Origin of the sequence: Micromonospora sp. WMMA1998 (genome assembly GCF_027497375.1) — a bacterium.
In the GTDB taxonomy this organism is placed as follows: Bacteria; Actinomycetota; Actinomycetes; order Mycobacteriales; family Micromonosporaceae; genus Micromonospora; species Micromonospora sediminicola.
Genome location: NZ_CP114911.1, coordinates 5,565,555 through 5,589,248 on the forward strand (window position 1 = coordinate 5,565,555; position 23,694 = coordinate 5,589,248).

Below are 23,694 nucleotides of genomic sequence, written 5' to 3' on the forward strand. Positions count from 1 at the left end.
GTCAGTCCCGTCCTCCGGTGCGGACCACCGCCGCGGCGCCGCCGGCGGCGACCGTCGACTCCCGGTCGACCTCGGTCGCGATCGGGTCGCCGTTGCTGCGGCGCAGCGGCACCTCCCTGATCAGTACCACGGCGATCAGGGCGAGCAGCCCGAACGGGGCGGCGGCCAGGAAGATGTCGCCGGCGCCGTGCCCGTAGGCGGACTCGACCACGGCGCGGATCGGGGCGGGCAGGGTGTGCACGTCCGGCAGCGCGCCGCCGCTGCCCGAGCCGGAGGCCGGCACGCCCAGCCGGCTCAGGCCGTCGGCCAGGTAGTCCTTGACCTTGTGGCCGAGCACCGCGCCGAGCGCGCTCACGCCGACCGCGCCGCCGAGGCTGCGGAAGAAGGCCACCACCGAGCTGGCCGCGCCGAGTTCGTGCGCGCCGACCGTGTTCTGTACGGCCAGCACCAGGTTCTGCATGGTCATGCCGAGCCCCAGCCCGATCAGCGCCATGAAGATCGCGAGCCGCCAGTACGGCGTGTCCGCGCGCATGCTGCCCATCAGCGCGAAGCCGGCGGTGAGCAGCACCGAGCCGGTGACCAGCCAGCGCTTCCAGCGGCCGGTGCTGGTGATGATCCGGCCGACCACGGTCGAGGCGACCAGCAGGCCGCCGATCATCGGCAGCGTCATCAGGCCGGACATGGTGGGGCTCTCGCCGCGGGCGATCTGGAAGTACTGGCCGAGGAAGACCGAGGCGCCGAACATGCCGACGCCGACCGCGACGCTGGCGACCACGGCGAGGGTGATGGTGCGGTTGCGGAACAGCCGGGGCGGGATCATCGGCTCGGCGGCGCGCTGTTCGACCCGCACGGCGAGCGCCCCGAGCAGCACCGCGCCGGCCACCAGGACCGCGCTCTGCCAGGAGATCCAGTCGTACCGGTCGCCGGCCAGGGTGATCCAGACGAGCAGCAGCGAGACGGCGGCGGTGATCAGGGTGGCGCCCCACCAGTCGATGGTGACCTCGCGCTTGACCACGGGCAGGTGCAGCGTCTTCTGGAGCACGACCAGCGCGAGCACGGCGAAGGGCACGCCGACGTAGAAGCACCAGCGCCAGCCGAGCCAGTCGGTGTCGACGATCACGCCGCCGATCAGCGGGCCGCCGATGGTGCCGACGGCCATGACCGCGCCGAGGTAGCCGCTGTACCGGCCGCGCTCCCGGGGGGCGATCATCGTCGCCATGATCACCTGGGCCAGCGCGGTGAGGCCGCCGGCGCCGACGCCCTGCACCACGCGGCAGGCGATCAGCTCGCCGGTGGTCTGGGCCTGCCCGGCGAGCACCGAGCCCAGCACGAAGACCGTCAGGGCGAGCTGGACCAGGACCTTCTTGCTGGTCAGGTCCGCGAGCTTGCCCCAGATCGGGGTGGTGGCGGTGGTGGCCAGCAGGGTGGAGGTGACCACCCAGGTGTACGCGGACTGACTGCCGTGCAGGTCGGTGATGATCCGCGGCAGCGCGTTCGAGACGACCGTGGAGGAGAGAATCGCGACGAACATGCCCAGCAGCAGGCCGGAGAGGGCCTCCAGGATCTGCCGGTGGGACATGTCGACGGCGGTCGCCCGGCTGGGCGCTGTCGCCTGGGTCATCGTGGAGTGCCTCCGGAGAAGGAGAGGGAACGGGGGTTGCCTCGGGCAACCGTATGGCTTGGTTGCCTCAAGCAACAACCGCGAGTGGCGGGACTCCTATTCCCCGGACGGCCGGGTCAGAACGTTTCGTTGAACCGGTGCATCAACCGGGCGAAGTCGGCTACGTCCTCTTTTGGCCAGTTCTCCAGCGAACGCCGGATCTGCCCGAGTCGGGCCGCCCGGGCCGCGTCGAACCGCCGGGTGCCCTCCTCGGTGAGGCTGAGCTGGGCGGCCCGCCGGTCGGTCGGGTCCGGGTCGCGGCGGACCAGGCCCAACGCCTCCAGGCCGCCGATCTGCCGGCTCAACGTGCCCTTGCCGATGCCCAGCTTCACCGCCAGATCGGTGAGCCGGATCGAACCCGAGCGGCGCAGCCAGAGCAGCAGCCCGTAGGCGTTCGGCTCCAGGTTCGGGTGGACCTCGCGGGCGATCTCCCAGGACAGCGCCCGGCCCCGACGCAGCAACGCGGTCAACTCGTGCTCCACTGCGCGCAGCGTCTCGTCCACGCTCAGAGGGTACTCACTCGCCGTCGCTGAGCTGTTGGCGTGCCACCGGGCGCAACTCGCCCTCGCTGGTGGTGCCCTCGATCACCACGGCGGCCGACCGGCCCGAGTGGGTGAGCGTGGCCACCGCGTTGCCGAAGTAGGGGCCGGCCAGCTTCCGCCACCGCACCAGCGGCCGGCGTACCCCGGCCGAGCGGGCCAGCGCCCGGGCCGCCCCGGACGGCCCCGGGTTCCAGCCGAGCGTCATCAGCGGGCGCATCGCGGCCGGCACCTGGTTGTGGATCGGCGAGCAGGTGAGCTGGTGCACCGGGGTCTTCACCGACCGGTCGGCGAACCGGGCCCGGGCCACGTACGAGTGGTGCACGTCGCCGGAGAGCACGCTGATCGAGGCCGGCCGGGAGTACGCCGGCCCGGCGCCCACCCGCGCCCCGGTGCGCGGCGCGGCGCCGCTGCCCAGCCGGGCGAACAGCTCGCCGAGCGCCTCGAAGGAGCGCCGGAACGCGGCCCAGTGCTCCAGGTCCCAGGCCCGGCGCACCTGCTCGGCCAGCCGGGCCACCCAGGGTCGCCCGGAGTCGGCGAGACGCTCGTTCCACGACTCCACGTGGTGGATGCCCGGCGGCAGGAGCCAGGGCAGGGAGCTGCCCACCACCAGGTGGTCGTAGACGCCGTGCGCCTGGTCGAGGAACCACGACCACTCGCCCGGCGGCAGCATCGCCCGGTTGCCCGGCAGAAGCACCCGACTGGAGCGGTTGTCCAGCATGACCAGCCGGGTCCGCCCCAGGTCCAGCGCGTAGCTCCACTGGTACTGCACGGCCCGCCAGCGCTCGGTGTCGTGCGCCAGGTCCGCCTCCTTGTCGACCCGCTCGCCGAACTCGTGCAGCACGCCGGTGGCGTCCTCGGCGGCGACCACCTTCGCGTACACCGGGTCGGCGGCGATCTCGTCCGGGCTCAGGTTGCCCAGGTGCTGGTAGACCCAGTAGGAGGCGAGGCCGCTGCGGATCCGCTCGGCCCACCACGGCTCCTCGCGCATGTCCGCGCGCCAGGACTGCGAGGTGTTCCAGTCGTCGATCACCTCGTGGTCGTCGAAGATCATCACGCTCGGCACGGTGGAGAGCAGCCAGCGGATCTCCGGGTCGCGCCACGACTCCAGGTAGAGCTTCGTGTACTCGTCGAAGCTGACCACCTGGGTCGCCGGGGCGTCCTTCGGCCGCCGCCGGCGCCGCTTGAGCAGCTTGCGCACGGTCGGTGACGTCTCGTCCGCGTAGACCTGGTCGCCGAGCAGCACCAGCAGGTCGGGCAGCGTGACCTCGTCGGGCGCGGCCATCACCCGCCGGGCGTACGCGTCCAGCGCGTCCGGCGGCAGCTTGCGCGCGGTGGAGTGCTGGGTGGTCTCCCGGCAGGAGCCGAAGACCAGGCGCACCGGCTGGTCCGCGTCGTCGAGCGCGCGGGTGCGGATCAGGCTGGGCGGGAACGACGAGTCGGGCAGCGGCCAGGCCACCTCGTCGTCGATCAGCACCTCGTATTCCGTGGTGCTGTCCGGGGTGAGCCCGGTCACCACCACGATCGCGTAGTGGTGGTCGTACGCGGAGAAGGTCGGCGCGCTGCCGGTCCCGCCGTCGGCCGTGCGGACGGTGACCACCGCGGGCGCGCTCGTCTCCACCCAGATCGTCGCCCGCGTGTCCACGACCCGACGCAGCAGTGGGCCGATGAGCAGGCGGGAACCGGGCACGACGTTACCTCCGACAAGATCGTTTCGCTCTTCCTACCCGGCCGGCGGTTGCGGTACGCCTTCCAGCCGCGAGCGTACCCGCAGGTTGTTCGCGTGCCGAGGCGGTGAGTGGGACGCCGTCGCCGGCATCTGACAGGATTTCGGGCATGAAGGAATACCTCCTCGTCGCTCTCGCCCTGCTCGGCGTGCTGATCATCGGCGGCCTGAGCCTCGTGGTGCCCCGGCTGCGCCGGCGCCCGCAGCCGCCGCTGCCCGAGACGGAGGTCGACACCCGCGCCGAGGAGGACCTGGCCGGCCCGCCGGTCGAGGCCCCGGAGGCCGAACTCACCACCGGCGTGGTGGTCGAGGCCCCGCCGGTGGAGGCGCCCCCGGTCGAGGTGCCCGAGCCCACCGCCGGCCGGCTGGTCCGGCTGCGCTCCCGGCTGTCCCGCTCGCAGAACGCCTTCGGCAAGGGCCTGCTCGGCCTGCTCAGCCGGGACCGGCTAGACGAGGACACCTGGGAGGAGATCGAGGACAGCCTGATCACCGCCGACGTCGGCGTCGACTCGACCCGCGAGATCGTCGACCGGCTGCGGGAGCGGACCCGGGTGCTCGGCACGCGGACCACCGACGAGCTGCGGACGCTGCTCGCCGCCGAGCTGGTCAACGCGCTCGACCCGAGCCTGGACCGGTCGTTGCGCACCGCGCCGAAGGAGGGTGTCCCGGCGGTCGTGCTGGTGGTCGGCGTGAACGGCGCCGGCAAGACCACCACCTGCGGCAAGATCGCCCGGGTGCTGGTGGCGGACGGCCGCAGCGTGCTGCTCGGCGCCGCCGACACGTTCCGGGCCGCCGCCGCCGACCAGCTGGAGACCTGGGGCGGCCGGGTGGGCGCCGAGACGGTCCGCGGCCCGGAGGCCGCCGACCCGGCCAGCGTCGCGTTCGACGCGGTCCGGCGCGGCATCGACACCGGCGTCGACACGGTGCTCATCGACACCGCCGGCCGGCTCCAGAACAAGATCGGCCTGATGGACGAGCTGGGCAAGGTCAAGCGGGTGGTGGAGAAGCACGGCCCGATCGACGAGACGCTGCTGATCCTCGACGCCACCACCGGCCAGAACGGGCTGGAGCAGGCGCGGGTCTTCACCGAGGCGGTGAACGTCACCGGTGTGGTGCTGACCAAGCTCGACGGCACCGCCAAGGGCGGCATCGTGATCGCCGTACAGCGCAAGCTCGGCATCCCGGTCAAGCTCGTCGGCCTCGGCGAGGGCAAGGACGACCTGGCCCCGTTCGACCCGGCGCAGTTCGTCGACGCGCTGCTCGGGACCGAGCCGCTCGCCCGGGACGCGTAGCCTCTCCCGTGACGACTGACGATCGCGCCTACGCGGGGTGGCGCGACCCCAGCCACCCGTCGCCACGCCTCGGGAGACCGTACGTGACTTCGCAGGAGATCCCGCTGCACGGCGGGAACGTGAGCACCGTGGTCCGCGTGGGCGACACGGTCCGGCGCAACGCGGGCCCGTGGACCCCCTCGGTGCACGCGTTGCTGCGCCACCTGGAATACGTCGGCTTCACCGGCGCGCCCCGCGCGCTCGGCATGGACGAGCGCAACCGGGAGGTCCTGTCGTACCTGGAGGGGGAGTGCGGGGAATACCCGCTCGCCCCGCACTGGGTCACCGACGAGGCCCTGGTCACGGTGGCCACCATGCTGCGGATGTTCCACGACGCCCAGTACGGTTTCACCCCGCCGCCCGGCGCGGTCTGGCGCTCGTTCGGGCCGCCCCCGCCGGACACCGAGGTCATCTGCCACCACGACGCCGCGCCGCACAACGTGATCTGGCGACCCGACGGCACGCTCGGGCTGATCGACTTCGACCTGGCCTCGCCCGGCGCCCGCATCTACGACGTGGCGTACGCGGCCTGGACCTGGGTGCCGATCTTCTCCGACCGCGACTCGATCACGCTCGGCTGGAAGCGCCCCGACCGGCCACGCCGGCTGCGTCTCTTCGCCGACGCCTACGGGCTGATCCCCCGGGACCGGCACCGGCTCATCCGCACCATCCGCAAGCGCATCGTCGACCACGTCGAGGGCATCCGGCGGATGGCCGCCGCCGGTGAGCCGGCGTTCGTCCGGATCGTGCACAAGGGCCACCTGCGTCGGCCTTTGCGGGACCTGCGCCTGCTCGACTACGAGCGGCACCACCTGGAGTACGCGCTGCGCTGAGCAAGATCGGCGTTCGTCACACGCCGGAAACAACCCGTCACGTGTCGGAAATCGAGCGGTGTCGGTGAAGGAAACAGCGGCCGACAAAGCTTCCGCGCAACCGGCGTACGGGCGACGCTGCCCCGGAAGCCGCGAAGGAGGGAACTTCACCTTTAGGAGGCCAGCGTGCCTGAAGCACCGACGATCGACGGCGGCAACACCGTTTGGCTGCTGGTTTCGACCGCTCTCGTGCTGCTCATGACCCCCGGGCTGGCGCTGTTCTATGGCGGTCTGAACCGGTCCAAGGGCGTGCTCAACATGATGATGATGAGCTTCTCTGCCATCGGGCTCATCTCTGTTCTGTGGTGGTTCTACGGTTTCAGCGTCGCGTTCGGCAGCGACGTCAACGGGCTCTGGGGTGACCCCGGCGCCTACCTCGGCACCAAGACGTTCCTCGCCGAGACCGACCTCTGGGGCGCCACGGCGGAGAACCCCAGCGGCATCGGCGTCCCGCTCTACGTGTTCATGGCGTTCCAGATGGTCTTCGCGGTGATCACCGTCGCGCTGATCAGCGGCGCGATCTCCGACCGGGCCAAGTTCGCCGGCTGGCTGCTCTTCGCGTTCGGCTGGGCCACCCTGGTCTACTTCCCGGTCGCGCACTGGGTGTGGGGCGGCGGCATCATCGGCGCCAAACTGCACGCGCTGGACTTCGCCGGCGGCACCGCGGTGCACATCAACGCCGGTGCGGCGGCGCTCGGCGTGGCCCTGGTGCTCGGCAAGCGGATCGGCTGGCCCCGCGAGGGCATGAAGCCGCACAACATCCCGCTGGTCGCGCTCGGCGCCGGTCTGCTCTGGTTCGGCTGGTTCGGCTTCAACGCCGGCTCCGAGCTGACCGTCGACTCGGTGGCCGGCCTGGCGTTCCTCAACACCCAGCTCGCCACCGCCGCGGCGGTGCTCGGCTGGCTGCTGGTCGAGCGGATCAAGGACGGCCGCCCGACCATGGTCGGCGCCTCGTCCGGCGCGGTCGCCGGCCTGGTCGCCATCACCCCGGCCTGCGGCTTCATCGCCCCCTGGGCGGCGGTCCTGCTCGGCATCGTCGCCGGCGCGGTCTGCGCGCTCGCCATCAGCCTGAAGTACAAGCTCGGCTACGACGACTCCCTCGACGTGGTCGGCGTGCACTTCGTCGGCGGCTGGATCGGGTCGCTCTGGCTCGGCTTCTTCGCCACCAACTCGGTCAACGGCGCGATCAGCGACGTGGTCGGCGCCTCCGACGGCCTGTTCTACGGCGGTGGCCTGACCCAGCTCGGCCGGCAGGCGCTGGCCGGTCTGATCGTCACCGTCTGGTCGGCCGGGGTCGCCTGGCTGCTCGCCTTCGCCATCGAGAAGACGATCGGCTTCCGGGTGTCGGCCGAGGCCGAGGTCGACGGCATCGACGTCGCCGAGCACGCGGAGAGCGCGTACGACCTGTCGCCCACCACGGGCAGCAGCACGAGCGCGTTCGCCATGGCCGGGATCGGCGGCACCAAGCCGAGCCCGGAGCCCGCCGACGAGGCGGACTCCTCCGCCGCGCCGGTCAGCGAGAAGGTCGCCGGTTAACGTTCCTGGGATGGAGGGGTTGGACATGAAGCTGGTGACCGCGGTCATCAAGCCGTACCAGCTGGACGCGGTGAAGGAAGCCCTGCACGCCCTCGGCGTGGCCGGGCTGACCGTCAGCGAGGTCCAGGGCTACGGCCGGCAGAAGGGGCACACCGAGGTCTACCGGGGTGCCGAGTACACGGTCGAGTTCCTGCCCAAGATCCGGGTCGAGGTGCTCACCGACGAGATGGACGTCGACAAGATCGTGGACGCGATCGTCGGCGCCGCCCGGACCGGCAAGATCGGCGACGGCAAGGTCTGGGTGACCGGAGTCGAGGAGGTCGTCCGGGTGCGTACCGGCGAGCGCGGGCTCGACGCCCTCTGACGACGGGACCCGCCGACGTGACCTCGTTGACCACGGAGACCGGCCCCACCGGGGGCGGCCCGCCCGTGGTCAACGAGGTCGCCGGGGTACCCGGGGGCATCGGCGCGTCGGCCCGGTCCGCCCGCGCCGACGCGCTCGACACCTGGCTGCGTCGGATCTTCCCGGAGCGGCCCGGCGTCGCGCTGGTCGCGGTGGGCGGGCTGGGCCGCCGCCAGTGCGCCCCCTACGGTGACCTCGACCTGGTGCTGCTGCACGCCGGGGTGCCCGGCATCGACGAACTGGCCGCCTCGCTCTGGTATCCGGTCTGGGACGCCGGGCTGCGGCTGGACCACTCGGTGCGTACGGTCGCCGAGGCGCTGTCGGTGGCCCAGGACGACGTCAAGGTCGCCCTCGGCCTGCTCGACGCGCGGCACGTGGCCGGCGACCCGGCGCTGACCGACCAGCTCGCCCGTACCGCCACCGACCACTGGCGGCGCACCGCGATCCGACACCTGCCCGGCCTGCGGGAGATCACCACGGCCCGCTGGGAGGCCCACGGCGAGCTGGCGTTCCTGCTGGAGGGCGACCTCAAGGAGGCCGCCGGCGGGCTGCGCGACGTCGGCATCCTGCGGGCCATCGCCACCGCCGGCGTCACCGACGCGCTCCGCCCGGCCGTGCACGCCGCGCACCGGCGGCTGCTGGACACCCGCGACGCCCTGCACCAGCAGGTCGGCCGCCGGGTCGACCGCCTGGTCGCCCAGGAACGGGACGGCGTGGCGAAGCTCCTCGGCGTCGACGAGGGCGACGCGCTGCTGCGGCTGGTCGCCGGGGACGCGCGGACGGTCAGCCACGCGCTCGACGACGCCTGGCGGGCCGCCGACCGGCTCCGGTCCGGCCGGCACCGGGCGGCGCCCGGCCGACCGCTGCGCCGCCCGGTCGCCCGCGACGTGGTGGAACAGGACGGCGAACTGGTGCTGGCCCGCACCGCGATCGGCGCCCGCCCCGACCCGAGCCTGTCGCTGCGGGTCGCCGCCGCGGCGGCCACCACCCGGCTGCCCATCGCCCGGGCCACCTGCGAGTGGCTTGCCGCCTACTGCCCGCCGCTGCCCGCGCCCTGGCCGCCGGCCGCCCGGGCCGCGCTGATCACCCTGCTCGGCGCCGGCCCCGGCCTGGTGCCCACCTGGGAGACCTGCGACCGGTACGGGCTGGTCGACGGCTGGCTGCCCGAGTGGACCCGGCTGCGCAGCCTGCCCCAGCACAACCCGGTGCACCGGTTCACCCTGGACCGGCACCTGGTGCAGGCCGCGTACGAGGCGAGCCGGCACACCCGCGACGTGGAGCGCCCCGACCTGCTGCTGCTCGGCGCGTTCCTGCACGACATCGGCAAGGGACTCGCGGGCGACCACTCGACCGTCGGGGCGCCGCTCGCGGAGGCGGTGGCCACCCGGATCGGGCTGCCCGCGCCCGAGGCGGCGCTGATCGGCGCGCTGGTCCGGCTGCACCTGCTGCTGCCCGACGTGGCCACCCGACGGGACCTGTCCGACCCGAAGACCGTCGCCGGTGTCGCCGAGCGGGTCGGCGACACCACCACCCTGGAGCTGTTGCACGCGCTGGTGCGGGCGGACGCCGCCGCCACCGGCCCGGCCGCCTGGTCCGGGTGGAAGGGCCGGCTGATCGCGGAGCTGGTCGCCCGGGTGCGGACCACCCTGGACACCGGGGTGGTGCCGGCCCCGCCGGCCCCCGACCCGGCGCTGGTGGCGGGGCCGCTGCCGGTCGTACACCTGGGGGAGGACCGGGTGTCGGTGGCCGCGGCCGACCGGCGGGGGCTGCTCGCCACGGTGGCCGGATGCCTGGCCCTGCACCGGCTGGAGGTGATCTCGGCGGACGCCGCCACGGTCGAGGACCGCGCGCTGGTCGAGTGCCGGGTGCAGCCGCGCTACGGACTGGCGCCCGACCCGATCGCGCTCAGCGCCGACCTGCGCCGCGCGGTCACCGGCGACGTCTCGGTCACCCAACGGCTACGTGGCCGCGCGCTCGCGGCCCGAAGCCAGGGCGCCGCGCCCCGGGTGGTCTGGCACCGGGAGGCGGCCACCGACGCGGTGCTGCTGGAGCTGCGCGCCGCCGACGCGGCCGGGCTGCTCTACCGGGTCGCCTGCGCGCTGGACGAGGCCGGGGCCCAGGTGCGGGCCGCCCGGATCTCCACCCTGGGCGGCGACGTGGTGGACGTGTTCTATCTGGTCGGCGGCTGGCCGCCGGACGAGGAACGGGCCCGCGTCGAGGCCGCCGTGCTGGCCGCCGTGTAAGGAAGGGCCCCTTCTTAACGTCTCCGGTAGAGGAACGCGCCCCGCTCGACACCCGCTACGCCCGTCGACGTACGCCGGGAGCCGCCGCCGGGCCGACGCGTCGGCCGGCCGGCGGCGGGACGCTCGACGGCATGAACCTGCCAGTGCGGACCCACGGGCTCACCAAACGGTACGGCGGCCTCACCGCTGTTCGGAATCTCGACCTGACCGTGCGGGCCGGCGAGGTGTACGGCTTCCTCGGCCCCAACGGCGCCGGCAAGACCACCACGCTGCGCATGCTGCTCGGCCTGATCCGGCCCAGCGCCGGGGCGGTGCGGCTGCTCGGCCGCACCCCCGGAGCCGGGCGGCTCACCGGCGTCGGCGCGCTGATCGAAGGGCCGGCGTTCTACCCGTACCTGTCCGGCCGGGACAACCTGCGCGTGTTGGCCCGTTACGCCGGCGTCGGCGCGGACCGGGTCGACGCGGTGCTGGACCTGGTCGACCTCGCCGACCGGGCGGGCGACCGGTACGCCGGCTACTCGTTGGGCATGAAGCAACGCCTCGGGGTGGCCGCCGCGCTGCTCAAGGACCCGCGCCTGCTGATCCTGGACGAGCCCACCAACGGACTCGACCCGGCCGGCATGGCGGACATGCGGACCCTGATCCGGCGGCTCGGTTCGGCCGGGTCGACGGTGCTGGTCTCCAGCCACCTGCTCGGCGAGGTCGAGCAGGTCTGCGACCGGGTCGGCGTGATCGCCCGGGGCGTGCTGGTGGCCGAGGGCAGCGTCGACGAGCTGCGCGGCGCGGCCGGGTTGCGGCTGCTCGCCGACCCGCTGGACGAGGCGGCGAGCCGCGCCCGGGAACTCGTCGGCGCGGACCGGGTCCGCGTCGTCGACGGTGGGCTGGAACTGGCGGTCGAGCCGGAGCGGGCGGCGTGGCTGAACGCCGAACTGGTCGGCGCCGGGCTCGCCGTGCGCGAGCTGCGGCCCCGGGAGCGGGACCTGGAGCAGATCTTCTTCGACCTGGTGGAAAGAGGTACGGCCGATGTCGCGTAGTTTCCGCGCCGAGCTGGTCAAACTGGTCCGACGCCCCGCCGTCTGGCTGCTGCTGGCCATCACGCTGGCGCTGTCGCTGATCTTCACATATCTCTTCCCGTACGCCGGGGTGGCCGGTGACGCGGACGGCCCGAACACGGACCGGGCGCTGCCCGCCATGCTCCCCGACCACCTGGTCGGCAACTCGATCGGCGGCCTGCCGATCTTCCTCGGCGCGATCCTGCTGATCCTCGGTGTGCTCACGGTGGGCGGCGAGTACGGCTGGAACACCTGGAAGACGGTGCTCACCCAGGGACCGACCCGCACCGAGGTGTACGCCGGCAAGCTGCTCGCCCTCGCGCTCGCCGCACTGGCCGTGGTGCTCGCCGTGTTCGCGGTCGGTGCCGTGGCCGCCGCGCTCATCGCGTCCGTCGAGGCCCAGCCGGTGCGCTGGCCGTCGGCCGGTGACCTGGTGGTCGGCGTGGGCGCGGGGTGGCTCATCGCCACGATGTGGGCCATGCTCGGTGCCGTGCTCGCGGTCGCGTTGCGCGCGGTGGCGTTGCCGGTCGGTCTGGGCCTGGTGTGGATGCTCGCGGTGCAGAACCTGCTCGCCGCGATCGCCGCTCCGCTGGTCGACTGGGTCGCCACCGCCCAGCAGGGGTTGCCGGGCCCGAACGCCGGGGCGCTGGCGGCGGCGCTGGGCGCCCCCTTGGACACTCCGGGCGTGGCGGCCACCGTCGGCGGCGGGCAGGCCGCCGTGGTGGTGGGCGCGTACCTGGTCGGTTTCGCGGTGATCGGCGGTGCGCTGCTGCGCCGGCGGGACATCGGCTGAGGCGGGACGGGGGAGGGGACGTGGATCGTGGGCGCGGTGACCGGCGGCGGTGGCTGCTCGACGGCCTGCTCTGCGCCGCGCTGCTGGCGATCGGGCTCGCCGGCACCGCGCCGGCCGGTCTGAACCAGGGCGTGCACGCCGACCCCGTCGCCTACCCGCCGGTGGTGGTGGCGGCGCTCGTGCTGGCGGTACGCCGCCGTTGGCCGCTGCCCACCCTGGCGGTGGTCGTCGTGGCGGCCACCGCGTACCTGATGCTCGGCCAGCCGTACGGTCCGATCCTGCTGTCGTTCTTCGTCGCGGTCTACACGGTGGCCGCGCACCGGCCGGTGCGGACCGCGGCGGTGGCCGGCGCGGTCGCGCTGGCGGCGTTGGTGGGGTACGTCTTCGTCGGCGTACGCCCGCCCGGCCCGGTGGGTCTGATGCCGGCCGCCGCCTGGGTGGTGGTGCCGTTCGCGGTCGGGGTCACCGTGCGGTCGAGCCGGGAGGCCACCGCGCGCGCCCGGGGCGACGAGGCCCGCCGGCTGGCCGACGCGGAGCGGCTGCGGGTGGCCCGCGAGGTGCACGACGTGGTGGGCCACGGGCTCGCCGCGATCCACCTCCAGGCCGAGGTCGCGCTGCACCTGCTGGCCCGGAAGCCGGAACAGGCCGAGGCGGCGCTCACCGCGATCAGCCGGACCAGCAAGGAGGCGCTGGACGAGCTGCGGGTCACGCTCACCGTGGTGCGACGCGAGGAGACCGCCGACCCACGGGCGCCCGCGCCGGGGCTGGGTCAGCTCCCGCAGCTGCGCGATCGGCTGACCGGCGCCGGGGTGCCGGTCACCGTCGAGGTGACCGGGACGCCGCGCCCGCTGCCGGTGGCGGTGGACCTGGCCGCGTACCGGGTGGTGCAGGAGGCGCTGACGAACGTCCTGCGGCACGCCGGCCCGGCCACCGCCGCGGTCCACGTCGGGTACGCCTCGGACGAGGTCACCGTGGAGGTCACCGACACCGGCCGGGGCGGAACCACCCCGCCCGAGCGGTCCGGCGGCTTCGGCCTCGCCGGGATGCGCGAGCGGGTCACCGCGCTGGGCGGTACGTTCAGCGCCGGGCCGGCCCCGCCCGGTGGCTTCCGGGTGCACGCCAGGCTGCCGCTCCGGGAGGTCGCATGATCCGCGTACTGCTCGCCGACGACCAGGACCTGGTCCGGATCGGCCTGCGGGCCCTGGTGGAGAGCGAGGACGACCTGTCCGTGGTCGGCGAGGCCGCCGACGGGCTCGCCGCCGTGGCGGCGGCCCGCCGGGAACGCCCCGACGTGGTGCTGATGGACGTGCGGATGCCCGGCGTCGACGGCATCGAGGCCACCCGCCGGATCGTCGGCGACCCGGCGCTGGCCGGCACCCGGGTGATCGTGCTGACCACGTTCGAGCTGGACGAGTACGTCTTCGACGCGCTCCGGCACGGCGCCAGCGGCTTCCTGACCAAGGACACCCGCCCGGTCGACCTGCTGCGGGCGATCCGCCTGGTCGCCGAGGGGGAGGCGCTGCTGTCCCCGTCGGTGACCCGCCGGGTGGTCCGGGAGTTCGCCACCCGCCCGGCCCGGGTGCCGCGCCCGCACCCCCGGCTCGGATCGCTCACCGACCGGGAGCGGGAGGTGGTGGCCCTGGTCGGCGAGGGGCTGAGCAACGCCGAGATCGCCGACCGGCTGGTGGTCAGCCCGGCGACGGCGCGGACCCACGTCAGCCGGGCCATGGTCAAGCTCGGTGCCCGCGACCGGGCCCAGTTGGTGGTCTTCGCGTACCAGTCGGGCCTGGTCGTCTCCTGACCCGGGCCGGCGCTCCTGCGTTCCTGTCTGCGGCCCCGAGGCCCCGAGGCCCGCGGCCCTGCGGCCCTGTGTCCCTGCGGCCCTGTGTCCCTGCGGCCGAAGGCCCGTCGGCGGTGGGCGGTGGGCGGATCTCGTCGTCACCCTGCTGGGCGTGGGGTTCTCGGTGCCTTTGGAGCTGATAGCAGAAACGACTCAGTGGCGGGGTGACCGCGAGTGGGCGTGAGTCGTTCCTGCTAGCAGCTCGACAGGGTGTTGGGGTTGTGGTGACCCGGGCGGGTGCTCCTCGGGCGCTGTGGTCGAAAGCCGTCGGCGGGATCCGGGCGGGGTCGGCCGGTTGGCAGGTCCCTTCTTGTCCGCCCGCTTCGGCGGTGGGCGGACCTCGTCGTCACCGTGTTGGGCGTGGGGTTCTCGGTGCCTTTGGAGCTGATAGCAGAAACGACTCAGTGGCGGGGGTGACGGCGAGTGGAAGTGAGTTGTTGGTGTTATCAGCTCGACAGGGCGTTTGGGGGTTATCGTCCGTCGGCGCGGGGCGCGGGGCGCGGGGCGCGGGGCGCGGGGCGCGGGGCGCGGGGCGCGGGGCGCGGGGCGCGGGGCGCGGGGCGCGGGGCGCGGGGCGCGGGGCGCGGGGCGCGGGGCGCGGGGCGCGGGGCGCGGGGCGCGGGGCGGCCGGGTCGGAGCGGGGGTGCGGGCGGCGGGCTACCCTAACGGTGGGCTGGACAGCCGGCCCGGCCGCTGTGCCCGCCGAAAACGACAAACGGGATGTTCGCGTGTTTGACACCTTGAGTGACCGCCTGTCCGGGATCTTCACCAAGCTCCGCGGCAAGGGTCGGCTCACCGACGCCGACATCGACGCCACCGCGCGCGAGATCCGGATGGCGCTGCTGGAGGCCGACGTCGCCCTGCCGGTGGTCAAGGGCTTCATCGCGAACGTCAAGGAGCGGGCCCGCGGGGCCGAGGTCTCCCAGGCGCTCAACCCGGCCCAGCAGATCGTCAAGATCGTCAACGAAGAGCTGATCAACATCCTCGGTGGCGAGGGCCGGCGGCTGCAGTTCGCCAAGAACCCGCCGACCGTGATCATGCTGGCCGGCCTCCAGGGCTCCGGTAAGACCACTCTCGCCGGCAAGCTGGCCCGCTGGCTCAAGGCCCAGGGGCACCAGCCGCTGCTGGTCGCCGCCGACCTCCAGCGCCCGAACGCCGTCGGGCAGCTCCAGGTGCTCGGTGGCCGGGCCGGCGTCGAGGTGTACGCCCCGGCGCCCGGCAACGGCGTCGGCGACCCGGTGCAGGTGGCCCGCGACTCGATCGAGCACGCCCGCCGGGCCGCCCGCGACATCGTCATCGTGGACACCGCCGGCCGGCTCGGCATCGACGCCGAGATGATGCAGCAGGCCGCGGACATCCGGGACGCGGTCCAGCCCGACGAGGTCGTCTTCGTCATCGACGCCATGGTCGGTCAGGACGCGGTCCGCACCGCCGAGGCGTTCCGCGACGGCGTCGGCATCACCGGCGTGGTGCTCTCCAAGCTCGACGGTGACGCCCGCGGTGGCGCGGCGCTCTCCGTTCGGGAGGTCACCGGCCAGCCGATCCTCTTCGCCTCCACCGGCGAGAAGCTGGAGGACTTCGACGTCTTCCACCCCGACCGGATGGCCAGCCGGATCCTCGGCATGGGCGACGTCCTCACCCTGATCGAGCAGGCCGAGGCGGCCTTCGACTCCGATCAGAAGGAGAAGATGACCGCCAAGCTGATGGGTGGGGAGACCTTCACGCTGGAGGACTTCCTCGATCAGCTCATCGCGGTCCGGCGGATGGGTCCGATCGCCAACGTGCTGGCCATGATGCCCGGCATGGGGCAGATGAAGGACCAGATCGCCGAGCTGGACGACAAGCACTTCGACCGGGTCACCGCGATCATCCGGTCGATGACCCCGACCGAGCGCACCAACCCGAAGATCATCAACGGGTCCCGGCGTGCCCGCATCGCCAGCGGCTCCGGCGTCACCGTGATGGACGTCAACCAGCTGCTCAACCGCTTCGCCGACGCGCAGAAGATGATGAAGCAGATGGGCGGCATGATGGGCCTGCCCGGCGGCGGCCGGCGCAAGGCGACCAAGTCGCCGAAGAACAAGCGCAAGGGCACCAAGGGCGGCGGGCGGCCGCGTACCGGCGCCGGCGTGCCGGGTGGTTTCCCGGGCGGCATGCCGCAGCTCCCGCCGGGCCTGGACCCGGGCGACCTGGCCGGCGGCCAGGGCCTGCCGCCGGGCTTCAAGCTGCCGAAGATTGACTTCAACAAGCTCGGCAAGGGCGGCGACAAGGGCCCCCGCTAGCGTGTCGGTGACGGTGGGCGACGCCATCCTCTCCTAGGGAGATGTCGCCCCCCTGGAAGGAGATGTCAATGACCGCGGCCCCGATCCTGCCGGAGCGGCACGAGTGGACGGTCGACGACCTGGGCGACCTGCCCAAGGACCTTCCGTACGAACTGATCAACGGAAGGTTGATCGTGCCGTCCCCCACTGCCCTGCACCAGGAGATCTGCGTCGAGCTGCTGCTCGCGCTGCGTACCAACTGTCCGCCGGAGTTCCTGGCGACCATCGACCTGTCCATGCGGGTCGACCGCCGCAACGAGCCGCGTCCGGACGTGGTGGTGATCCGGCGCAAGCACGCCGGCCGCTCGCCGGTCCCGATCGAGGACACGCTGCTGGCCGTGGAGGTCGTCTCTCCGACGTCGCACTTCCGCGACCTCTACGACAAGGCGAGGGTCTACGCCCGCGCCGGGGTCCAGTCCTACTGGGTGGTGGACCCGCAGCACGAGCGGATCGCGCTCACCGAGTACACGCTCGGCGGCGGCACCCGCGAGTACGAGCAGGTGACCCACACCGAGGACCTGTTCGTCACCGAGCGACCGTGGAAGGTTTCGGTCGACCTGCCGGCGCTGACCGCGCGGCGCAACGACCTGCTCGCCGGCGAGGAGGGCTGATCGGGTAGGACTGTGCACATGGCTCTGCACGTGCGCGGTGTGTTCCTTCCCGACGACGAGGTCCGGGACGTCTGGCTGGTCGACGACCGGGTCACCTTCGAACCGGTGCCCGGCGCCGAGACGGTGGCCGACGGCGGCTACGTGCTGCCCGGCCTGACCGACGCGCACTGCCACGTCGGCATCGCCCGGGGCGGCGCCCCGATCACCTCCCTCGACCAGGCGCGGGAGCTGGCCCGGATCGACCGGGACGCCGGCGTGCTGGCGATCCGCGACGCCGGCTCGCCGTACCCGTATCCCGAGTTGGAGGACGAGCCGGGACTGCCGCGACTGGCCCGCGCCGGCCGGCACGTCGCGCCGCCGAAGCGCTACCTGCGCGACATCGGCGTGGAGGTCGGCGCCGCCGAGGTGGCCGCGACGGTGGCCGCGCAGGCCGCCGCCGGCAACGGCTGGGTCAAGCTGGTCGGCGACTGGATCGACCGGGGGGTGGGCGACCTCGCCCCGGCCTGGGACGCCGACACGATGACCGCGGCGGTCGCCGCCGCGCACGCCGCCGGGGTACGCGCCGCGGTGCACACGTTCTCCGAGTCGGCCGTGGAGATCATGGTGCGGGCCGGGGTGGACTCGGTGGAGCACGGCACCGGGCTGAGCCTCGACCTGATCGACCTGATGGCCCGGCAGGGCACCGCGCTGGTCCCCACTATGATCAACATTCGGACGTTCGGCCACATCGCGGAGCAGGCCCGGTCGAAGTTCCCCGGGTACGCCGAGCACATGCTCGCCCTGCGCGACCGCTTCCCCGACGTGGTCCGGGCCGCGCACGAGGCGGGCGTGCCGATCTACGTCGGCACCGACGCGGGCGGCGGCATCGACCACGGGCTGGCGGCCGAGGAGATGCTGCTGCTGCACGAACAGGCCGGCATGGCGGCCGAGGACGTGCTCGCCGCCGCCTCGTGGCGGGCCCGGGAGTGGCTCGGCTTCCCCGGCCTGGTCGAGGGCGGCCTCGCCGACCTGGTGGTCTACCCCGAGGACCCGCGCCGCGACCTGCGCGTGGTCCGGTCGCCCAGCCGCATCGTGCTGCGCGGTCGGGTGGTCCGCTGACCGCGACGGCTCAGCGCGGCGAGGCGGAGGCGAGGAAGAGGAGCACGGCCAGGTCGGCCAACTTCCCGGCGGTCTCGTCCACCGGCGCCCGGGGCAGCACGATGTGGCTCACCACCAGGCGGACGATGCTGTCGGCCGCGAAGGTCAGGACCGCCGGATCGGCGTCGGGCAGGTGGCACCCCGCCCACTCCAGCAGCGCGGTGGTCGACTCGGCGAGGACCAGCTCGGAGCGGGTGGTCAGGTAGGGCAGCAGCTCGTCCGAACCGCCCCGAGCGCTGGTCAGGATCGCCTTGACCAGGGGATTGTCGGCGGCGGAGGCGAGCGTGCGGCGGATCGCGGCGTAGGCGGCGGCGTGGACGTCGGCGCCGTGCTCGGCGAGCGCGGCCCGCACCTCACCGACGAACCGGTCCACCTCGCGCCGGGCCAGTGCCTCGGCCAGACCCGCCTTGGTGCCGAACTCGTTGTAGACCGTCTGCCGGCTGACCCCGGCGGCCTCGGCCACCGCGCCCATCCGCACGCCGTCCCAGCCGCAGGCCACGGTCTGGGCCCGGGCGGCGTCGACGATCGCGTCCCGTGCCTCACCCATCGTCGTCGAAGTCTACGGCCGGCGGGCCCGACACGGCGCCCGCCGGCTCCCCGACGCAGCGGCGGCTCGCCCGGCGCATAGGATGTGCGGTCATGGCACGCGTGCTCACTCCCCGTGCGGAGGACTTTCCCCGCTGGTACCAGGACCTGATCGCCAAGGCGAAGCTGGCCGACAACGGACCGGTGCGGGGCACCATGGTCATCCGACCGGCCGGCTACGCCATCTGGGAGCGGATGCAGGCCGAGATGGACGCCCGGATCAAGGCGGCCGGCGCGGAGAACGCCTACTTCCCGCTCTTCATCCCGGAGAGCTACCTCAAGCGGGAGGCCGAGCACGTCGAGGGCTTCTCGCCGGAGCTGGCCGTGGTCACCCACGGCGGCGGCAAGCAGCTCGCCGAGCCGGTGGTGGTGCGTCCCACCAGCGAGACGGTCATCGGCGAGTTCATGGCCAAGTGGATCGACTCCTACCGGGACCTGCCGCTGCTGCTCAACCAGTGGGCCAACGTGGTCCGCTGGGAGCTGCGCCCGCGGATCTTCCTGCGCACCAGCGAGTTCCTCTGGCAGGAGGGGCACACCGCGCACGCCACCCGGGAGGACGCGCGGGCCTACGCCCGGCGGATCCTGCACGAGGCGTACGAGGACCTGATGGTCAACGTGCTCGGCATCCCGGTGGTGGTCGGCCTGAAGACCGCCCGGGAGCGCTTCGCCGGCGCCACCGCCACGTACACGTGCGAGGGCATGATGGGCGACGGCAAGGCGCTGCAGATGGGCACCAGTCACGAGCTGGGCCAGAACTTCGCCAAGGCGTTCGACATCAGCTACTCCTCGGCCGAGGGCGGCCGGGAGCACGCCTGGACCACCTCCTGGGGCACCTCCACCCGGATGCTCGGCGGTCTGATCATGTGCCACGGCGACGACAACGGGCTGCGGGTGCCGCCGAAGCTGGCGCCGGTCCAGGCGTACGTGATGATCGTCAAGGACGGCGAGGGCGTGAGCGAGGCGGCGGCCAAGCTGCGCGACGCGCTGCGCGACGCCGGGGTCCGGGTCGCGCTGGACGACCGGACCGACACCGCGTTCGGCCGCCGCGCCGTCGACGCCGAGCTGCGCGGCTACCCGGTCCGCGTCGAGGTCGGCCCCCGTGACCTGGCCGTCGGCAACGCGGTGGTGGTCCGGCGTACGGACGGCTCGAAGGCCCCGACGCCGGTGGCCGACGTGGTCGGCGCGGTCCTGGCCGCGCTGGAGGCCGACCAGCGGGCGCTGCACGACCAGGCGCTGGAGTTCCGCCGGTCCCGCACCGTCGAGGTGTCGACGCTGGCCGAGGCGATCGAGGCGTCCGCCACCGGTTGGGCCATGGTGCCGTGGTCGGCGGTCGGCGTGCCCGGTGAGGCCGAGGCGAACGCGCAGGGTGTGACGGTCCGCTGCCTGCTGCGGGCCGACGGCTCGGTGCCCGACTCCGAGGACGAGCCCGACCTGGTCGCCATCCTGGCCCGCGCTTACTGAGATGCAAGGAAGGGCCCCTTCTTAACGCCTCCGGTAGAGGAAGGGGCCCCTTTTAACACGTCAGGGATGGTGAGCGTGCGGTTCGAACCCGGCCGTCTGGTTCTGCACCGCAACGTGCGGCGCGGGCGGATCGGATGGGTCCGCGCGGCCCGCGTGGTCTCCGACGACGAGCGGGGGCTGCTGCTCTGGGTGGCGCGGAAGGCGCCCGTCGCGCACGAGGTGACCGCCGCCGGGCTCGGGATGCGCGCGGTGCCGTTCACCGAGTGGATCACCTCCGGGTACGCCCTGGCGCGCGGTACGTGGAACGGCCCGCCGGTGCTGAAGTTCCTGCCCACCGGCGCCGCCCACTCGGTCTGGTGGTTTCGCGACGCCGGGGACCGGTTCCAGAGCTGGTACGTCAACCTGGAGGAGCCCGGGGTCCGCTGGGACGACGGGGCGGTGGCCGGGGTCGACGTGGTGGACCAGGACCTCGACGTGGTCGTCCGTCCGGACCTGACCTGGGAGTGGAAGGACGAGGACGAGTTCGCCGAGCGGCTCGCCTTTCCGGAGCACTACTGGGTGGCCGACGAGAAGGCGGTCCGTGCGGAGGGGGAGCGGGTGATCCGCCTCGCCGAGGCGGGGGCGTTCCCGTTCGACGGCACGTGGTGCGACTTCACCCCACCCGCCGAGTGGGACGTACCGGACGAACTGCCGCCCGGATGGGACCGGCCACCGGTCCGCTGAGCGTGTGTCGTTCGTCACGGACGACCGCTCCCGGGCGTACGGTCCGGGTCCGGTGCGAGAGATCCGGTACGGATCTGGCAGAATGGTCCGCTGGTATCCGGCGCGCGTCCGGCGCCCTCTAACCCGGGCGCGTCGTCAGTTCACCGAGCAGTCTCCGGCCCAAACCCCACTGTGCCGGTCGGCGCTCACCCGCCACACCGCCCGTACGGGCCGGTGAGATCGCAACAGGAGCGAAACAACTGTGGCCGTAAAGATCCGGCTCCTGCGGATGGGTAAGATCCGCAACCCGCAGTACCGCATCGTCATCGCCGACTCGCGCACCAAGCGTGACGGTCGCGCGATCGAGTTCGTCGGTGTGTACCAGCCGAAGGAGGACCCTTCGGTGATCGAGGTCAAGTCGGAGCGGGTCCAGTACTGGCTGTCGGTCGGCGCTCAGCCGAGCGAGGCCGTGCAGCGCCTGCTGGAGCTGACCGGTGACTGGCAGAAGTTCAAGGGCCTGCCGGCCCCGCCGCCGCTGAAGGTCGCCCCGGAGCGGGCCGACCGCAAGGCGGCGTACGAGGCCGAGGCGAAGGCCGCCGCCGGCGTGGCGGAGACCCCGGCCAAGCCGGCCAAGAAGGCCGCCAAGGCCGAGGAGCCGAAGGCCGCCGAGCCCAAGGCCGAGGAGCAGACCGGTGCAGAGTCCGGCGAGCAGGCCTGACATGGCGCTGCGTCCCGCCCTGGAGCACCTGGTCAAGGGGATCGTCGACCACCCGGACGATGTCCGGGTGCGGATGGTCGATTCCCGTCGGGGCAAGCGGCTCGAGGTCCGCGTGCACCCGGAGGATCTCGGCACGGTGATCGGGCGGTCCGGCCGGACCGCCAAGGCGCTGCGCCAGGTGATCGGCTCCATCGGCGGGCGTGGGGTACGCGTCGACATCGTCGACTCGTACTGATGCTTCTCGTCGTCGGCCGGATCGGCAAACCGCACGGCATCCGCGGAGAGGTCACCGTGGAGGTGCGGACCGATGAGCCCGAAGCACGGTTCGCGCCCGGTTCAGTGCTGCGCACTGAACCGGGCGCGGTTCCGGCCGAGCCCGGCGCCTGGCGGGTGCCGCCGGAGCTGACCGTCGAGTCGGCCCGTTGGCACCAGGGTCGGCTGCTGGTCGCCTTCGAGGGCGTGCTCGGCCGCGACGTGGCCGAGGCGCTGCGTAACACGTTGGTCGGTGTCGACAGCGCCGACGTGGCGCCGCCGGAGGACCCGGAGGAGTTCCACGACCACCAGCTGGTCGGGCTCGCCGTGGTCACCCGGGACGGCGAGCGGCTCGGCGAGGTGGCCCGGATCGACCACGCCCCCGCCTCCGACCTGCTGGTGCTGCGGCGGCCCGAGGGGCCGCCCGCGCTCATTCCGTTCGTCAAGGCGATCGTGCCCGAGGTGGACCTCGCCGGCGGTCGCGTCGTCGTCGACCTGCCCAGTGGCCTGCTCGACCTGTAGCTGGAGCCACCGCATGCGCGTCGACATCGTGTCGATCTTCCCGGAGTACTTCGCCCCGCTGGACCTGTCGTTGATCGGCAAGGCCCGCGCGAACGGGCTGCTGCGGCTGGCCGTACACGATCTGCGGACCTGGACCCACGACGTGCACCGCACGGTCGACGACACGCCGTACGGCGGCGGCCCGGGCATGGTCATGCGGCCGGAGCCGTGGGGTGAGGCGCTGGACTCGCTGGCCCCCGACGAGCTGAGCCCGGACGGGCACACCCTGCCCCGGCTGCTCGTCCCGTCGCCGGCCGGCGTCCCGTTCACCCAGGCCGTGGCGCACGAGCTGGCCGCCGAGTCGCACCTGCTCTTCGCCTGCGGCCGGTACGAGGGCATCGACCAGCGGGTGCTGGAGCACGCCGCGACCCGAATGCGGGTCACCGAGGTCTCCCTCGGTGACTACGTGCTCTTCGGCGGCGAGGTGGCCGTGCTGGTGATCCTGGAGGCGGTCACCCGGCTGCTGCCCGGGGTGCTCGGCAACGCCGGCTCGCTGGACGAGGAGTCGCACGCCCACGGCCTGCTGGAGGCCCCGCTCTACACCAAGCCGGCGAACTGGCGCGGGCTCGACGTGCCCGAGGTGCTCCGCTCCGGCGACCACGCCCGGATCGCCCGCTGGCGGCGCGACGAGGCGCTGCGGCGGACCGCGACCCGCCGCCCCGACATGATCGACGCGCTGCCCCCGGAGACGCTCGACGAGCGCGACCGGGCGGCGCTGGACCGGGGCGGATTTTCCTCGTCGTCGGGGGATGTGGCAAAGTAGAGGGGTTGCCGCATCCGTCCACGCCGTGGGCGGCTGCGAGGACCTCCGACCGGGACCGGTTCACGCCGGCCGCCACCCGGGGGTCAGAATCACCCGTTCGCGCATCGACTGACGATGCGCCGTGAGCCTCACGAGGACGCAGCGATGAACATCCTGGACGCCCTTGACGCCCAGTCGAAGCGCACCGACCTGCCCGACTTCCGCGCCGGTGACACCGTCAAGGTGCACGCGCGAGTCGTCGAGGGCAACCGGTCCCGGGTCCAGATCTTCCAGGGCGTCGTCATCCGCCGCCAGGGTGACGGTCTGCGCGAGACCTTCTCGGTCCGCAAGGTCAGCTTCGGTGTCGGCGTGGAGCGCACCTACCCGCTCAACGGCCCGGGCATCGACCGGATCGAGGTCGTGACCCGCGGTGACGTGCGGCGCGCCAAGCTCTACTACCTGCGCGAGCTGCGCGGCAAGAAGGCCAAGATCAAGGAGCTGCGGGAGAAGCAGCCGGCGAGCTGAATTCCCGCTCGCCACGCCGCCCGAACTGCGCGGATGTCGTATCGACCGGATCGCATTACCCTGGTCGGTACGGGCGCAGCCGGA

Annotated in this window: 23 protein-coding genes; 19 read left to right on the forward strand and 4 right to left on the reverse strand. The window is 73.2% G+C overall.

Translation table 11 applies throughout. From position 1 onward, the window contains the following. Window position 1: 1 nt before the first annotated feature. The 3 genes from O7600_RS25905 to O7600_RS25915 all read right to left on the reverse strand — a co-directional run bounded on the left by O7600_RS25905 (window position 2) and on the right by O7600_RS25915 (window position 3,889). Entirely contained in the window at window positions 2-1,621 is a 1,620-nt protein-coding gene (locus O7600_RS25905) for an MDR family MFS transporter (RefSeq protein ID WP_281591050.1), read from the reverse strand. A gap of 116 nt (window positions 1,622-1,737) precedes the next feature. Further along, window positions 1,738-2,163, reverse strand: coding sequence for a MarR family transcriptional regulator (locus tag O7600_RS25910; RefSeq protein WP_091580338.1), 426 nt, complete (start codon window positions 2,161-2,163; stop codon window positions 1,738-1,740). Window positions 2,164-2,176: 13 nt separating this feature from the next. Next, the gene (locus tag O7600_RS25915) at window positions 2,177-3,889 is read right to left on the reverse strand and encodes an alkaline phosphatase D family protein (protein ID WP_281591051.1); all 1,713 of its coding nucleotides are present in this window, start codon (window positions 3,887-3,889) and stop codon (window positions 2,177-2,179) included. Between the two features lie 146 nt (window positions 3,890-4,035). Here O7600_RS25915 and ftsY point away from each other — a divergent pair, with 146 nt between their 5' ends. From ftsY to O7600_RS25975, 12 genes are all read left to right on the forward strand, one after another. Further along, window positions 4,036-5,217: a signal recognition particle-docking protein FtsY gene (ftsY, locus tag O7600_RS25920; protein ID WP_281591052.1), complete on the forward strand. Its 1,182-nt coding sequence runs from the start codon at window positions 4,036-4,038 to the stop codon at window positions 5,215-5,217. 8 nt (window positions 5,218-5,225) lie between these two features. Continuing rightward, window positions 5,226-6,089 carry an aminoglycoside phosphotransferase family protein gene (locus O7600_RS25925; RefSeq protein WP_281591053.1) on the forward strand — a complete coding sequence of 288 codons (864 nt, stop codon included), beginning with the start codon at window positions 5,226-5,228 and terminating at the stop codon, window positions 6,087-6,089. Between the two features lie 165 nt (window positions 6,090-6,254). After that, on the forward strand, window positions 6,255-7,664 hold the full coding sequence (locus tag O7600_RS25930; protein WP_281591054.1) for an ammonium transporter: 1,410 nt from the start codon (window positions 6,255-6,257) through the stop codon (window positions 7,662-7,664). 25 nt (window positions 7,665-7,689) lie between these two features. Then, window positions 7,690-8,028 (forward strand): P-II family nitrogen regulator, encoded by a 339-nt coding sequence (locus O7600_RS25935; RefSeq protein ID WP_013284578.1) that lies wholly within the window; start codon window positions 7,690-7,692, stop codon window positions 8,026-8,028. A 17-nt stretch (window positions 8,029-8,045) separates the two neighbouring features. Then, window positions 8,046-10,310, forward strand: a complete 2,265-nt coding sequence (locus O7600_RS25940; RefSeq protein ID WP_281591055.1) for a [protein-PII] uridylyltransferase — start codon at window positions 8,046-8,048, stop codon at window positions 10,308-10,310. Between the two features lie 131 nt (window positions 10,311-10,441). After that, window positions 10,442-11,344, forward strand: coding sequence for an ABC transporter ATP-binding protein (locus O7600_RS25945; protein ID WP_281591056.1), 903 nt, complete (start codon window positions 10,442-10,444; stop codon window positions 11,342-11,344). Beyond that, window positions 11,334-12,155, forward strand: coding sequence for an ABC transporter permease (locus O7600_RS25950; protein WP_099162143.1), 822 nt, complete (start codon window positions 11,334-11,336; stop codon window positions 12,153-12,155). Before O7600_RS25945 ends, O7600_RS25950 begins: the two co-directional genes overlap by 11 nt. Window positions 12,156-12,175: 20 nt before the next feature. After that, window positions 12,176-13,303 carry a sensor histidine kinase gene (locus tag O7600_RS25955; RefSeq protein WP_281591057.1) on the forward strand — a complete coding sequence of 376 codons (1,128 nt, stop codon included), beginning with the start codon at window positions 12,176-12,178 and terminating at the stop codon, window positions 13,301-13,303. Beyond that, on the forward strand, window positions 13,300-13,956 hold the full coding sequence (locus tag O7600_RS25960) for a response regulator transcription factor (protein ID WP_281591058.1): 657 nt from the start codon (window positions 13,300-13,302) through the stop codon (window positions 13,954-13,956). Before O7600_RS25955 ends, O7600_RS25960 begins: the two co-directional genes overlap by 4 nt. A 767-nt stretch (window positions 13,957-14,723) precedes the next feature. Continuing rightward, the gene (ffh, locus tag O7600_RS25965) at window positions 14,724-16,277 is read left to right on the forward strand and encodes a signal recognition particle protein (protein WP_099162141.1); all 1,554 of its coding nucleotides are present in this window, start codon (window positions 14,724-14,726) and stop codon (window positions 16,275-16,277) included. 68 nt (window positions 16,278-16,345) lie between these two features. Further along, window positions 16,346-16,927: a Uma2 family endonuclease gene (locus O7600_RS25970; protein ID WP_281591059.1), complete on the forward strand. Its 582-nt coding sequence runs from the start codon at window positions 16,346-16,348 to the stop codon at window positions 16,925-16,927. An 18-nt stretch (window positions 16,928-16,945) separates the two neighbouring features. Continuing rightward, entirely contained in the window at window positions 16,946-18,025 is a 1,080-nt protein-coding gene (locus O7600_RS25975) for an amidohydrolase family protein (RefSeq protein ID WP_281591060.1), read from the forward strand. A 10-nt stretch (window positions 18,026-18,035) separates the two neighbouring features. On the opposite strand, the gene O7600_RS25980 is transcribed toward O7600_RS25975, so the two are convergent. After that, complete coding sequence (locus O7600_RS25980; RefSeq protein WP_281591061.1) at window positions 18,036-18,611, reverse strand: TetR family transcriptional regulator; 576 nt, start codon at window positions 18,609-18,611, stop codon at window positions 18,036-18,038. Between the two features lie 92 nt (window positions 18,612-18,703). Here O7600_RS25980 and proS point away from each other — a divergent pair, with 92 nt between their 5' ends. The 7 genes from proS (at window position 18,704) to rplS (ending at window position 23,610) form a co-directional block, all read left to right on the forward strand. Continuing rightward, window positions 18,704-20,110 (forward strand): proline--tRNA ligase, encoded by a 1,407-nt coding sequence (proS, locus tag O7600_RS25985; RefSeq protein ID WP_281591062.1) that lies wholly within the window; start codon window positions 18,704-18,706, stop codon window positions 20,108-20,110. A gap of 75 nt (window positions 20,111-20,185) precedes the next feature. Then, the gene (locus O7600_RS25990; protein WP_281591063.1) at window positions 20,186-20,833 is read left to right on the forward strand and encodes a DUF402 domain-containing protein; all 648 of its coding nucleotides are present in this window, start codon (window positions 20,186-20,188) and stop codon (window positions 20,831-20,833) included. A gap of 241 nt (window positions 20,834-21,074) precedes the next feature. Continuing rightward, window positions 21,075-21,530, forward strand: a complete 456-nt coding sequence (gene rpsP / locus O7600_RS25995) for a 30S ribosomal protein S16 (RefSeq protein WP_091580292.1) — start codon at window positions 21,075-21,077, stop codon at window positions 21,528-21,530. Then, entirely contained in the window at window positions 21,505-21,765 is a 261-nt protein-coding gene (locus tag O7600_RS26000; RefSeq protein ID WP_172967834.1) for an RNA-binding protein, read from the forward strand. Before rpsP ends, O7600_RS26000 begins: the two co-directional genes overlap by 26 nt. Continuing rightward, a complete protein-coding gene (rimM, locus tag O7600_RS26005) occupies window positions 21,765-22,304 on the forward strand; it encodes a ribosome maturation factor RimM (RefSeq protein WP_281591064.1) in 540 nt (179 codons plus the stop codon). Before O7600_RS26000 ends, rimM begins: the two co-directional genes overlap by 1 nt. A 13-nt stretch (window positions 22,305-22,317) precedes the next feature. Then, window positions 22,318-23,106: a tRNA (guanosine(37)-N1)-methyltransferase TrmD gene (trmD, locus tag O7600_RS26010; RefSeq protein ID WP_099162137.1), complete on the forward strand. Its 789-nt coding sequence runs from the start codon at window positions 22,318-22,320 to the stop codon at window positions 23,104-23,106. 144 nt (window positions 23,107-23,250) lie between these two features. Continuing rightward, a complete protein-coding gene (gene rplS, locus O7600_RS26015) occupies window positions 23,251-23,610 on the forward strand; it encodes a 50S ribosomal protein L19 (RefSeq protein WP_018786333.1) in 360 nt (119 codons plus the stop codon). The last annotated feature ends 84 nt before the right edge of the window (window positions 23,611-23,694 follow it).

What these genes read in the sequence shown, in the direction of transcription:
- proS (WP_281591062.1), top strand. Translation starts at nt 18,704, where the DNA reads ATGGCACGCGTGCTCACTCCCCGTGCGGAGGACTTTCCCCGCTGGTAC.
- O7600_RS25945 (WP_281591056.1), top strand. Translation starts at nt 10,442, where the DNA reads ATGAACCTGCCAGTGCGGACCCACGGGCTCACCAAACGGTACGGCGGC.
- O7600_RS25950 (WP_099162143.1), top strand. Translation starts at nt 11,334, where the DNA reads ATGTCGCGTAGTTTCCGCGCCGAGCTGGTCAAACTGGTCCGACGCCCC.
- O7600_RS25905 (WP_281591050.1), bottom strand. Translation starts at nt 1,621, where the DNA reads ATGACCCAGGCGACAGCGCCCAGCCGGGCGACCGCCGTCGACATGTCC.
- O7600_RS25975 (WP_281591060.1), top strand. Translation starts at nt 16,946, where the DNA reads ATGGCTCTGCACGTGCGCGGTGTGTTCCTTCCCGACGACGAGGTCCGG.
- O7600_RS25970 (WP_281591059.1), top strand. Translation starts at nt 16,346, where the DNA reads ATGACCGCGGCCCCGATCCTGCCGGAGCGGCACGAGTGGACGGTCGAC.
- O7600_RS25960 (WP_281591058.1), top strand. Translation starts at nt 13,300, where the DNA reads ATGATCCGCGTACTGCTCGCCGACGACCAGGACCTGGTCCGGATCGGC.
- O7600_RS25935 (WP_013284578.1), top strand. Translation starts at nt 7,690, where the DNA reads ATGAAGCTGGTGACCGCGGTCATCAAGCCGTACCAGCTGGACGCGGTG.
- rplS (WP_018786333.1), top strand. Translation starts at nt 23,251, where the DNA reads ATGAACATCCTGGACGCCCTTGACGCCCAGTCGAAGCGCACCGACCTG.
- ftsY (WP_281591052.1), top strand. Translation starts at nt 4,036, where the DNA reads ATGAAGGAATACCTCCTCGTCGCTCTCGCCCTGCTCGGCGTGCTGATC.
- trmD (WP_099162137.1), top strand. Translation starts at nt 22,318, where the DNA reads ATGCGCGTCGACATCGTGTCGATCTTCCCGGAGTACTTCGCCCCGCTG.
- O7600_RS25980 (WP_281591061.1), bottom strand. Translation starts at nt 18,611, where the DNA reads ATGGGTGAGGCACGGGACGCGATCGTCGACGCCGCCCGGGCCCAGACC.
- rimM (WP_281591064.1), top strand. Translation starts at nt 21,765, where the DNA reads ATGCTTCTCGTCGTCGGCCGGATCGGCAAACCGCACGGCATCCGCGGA.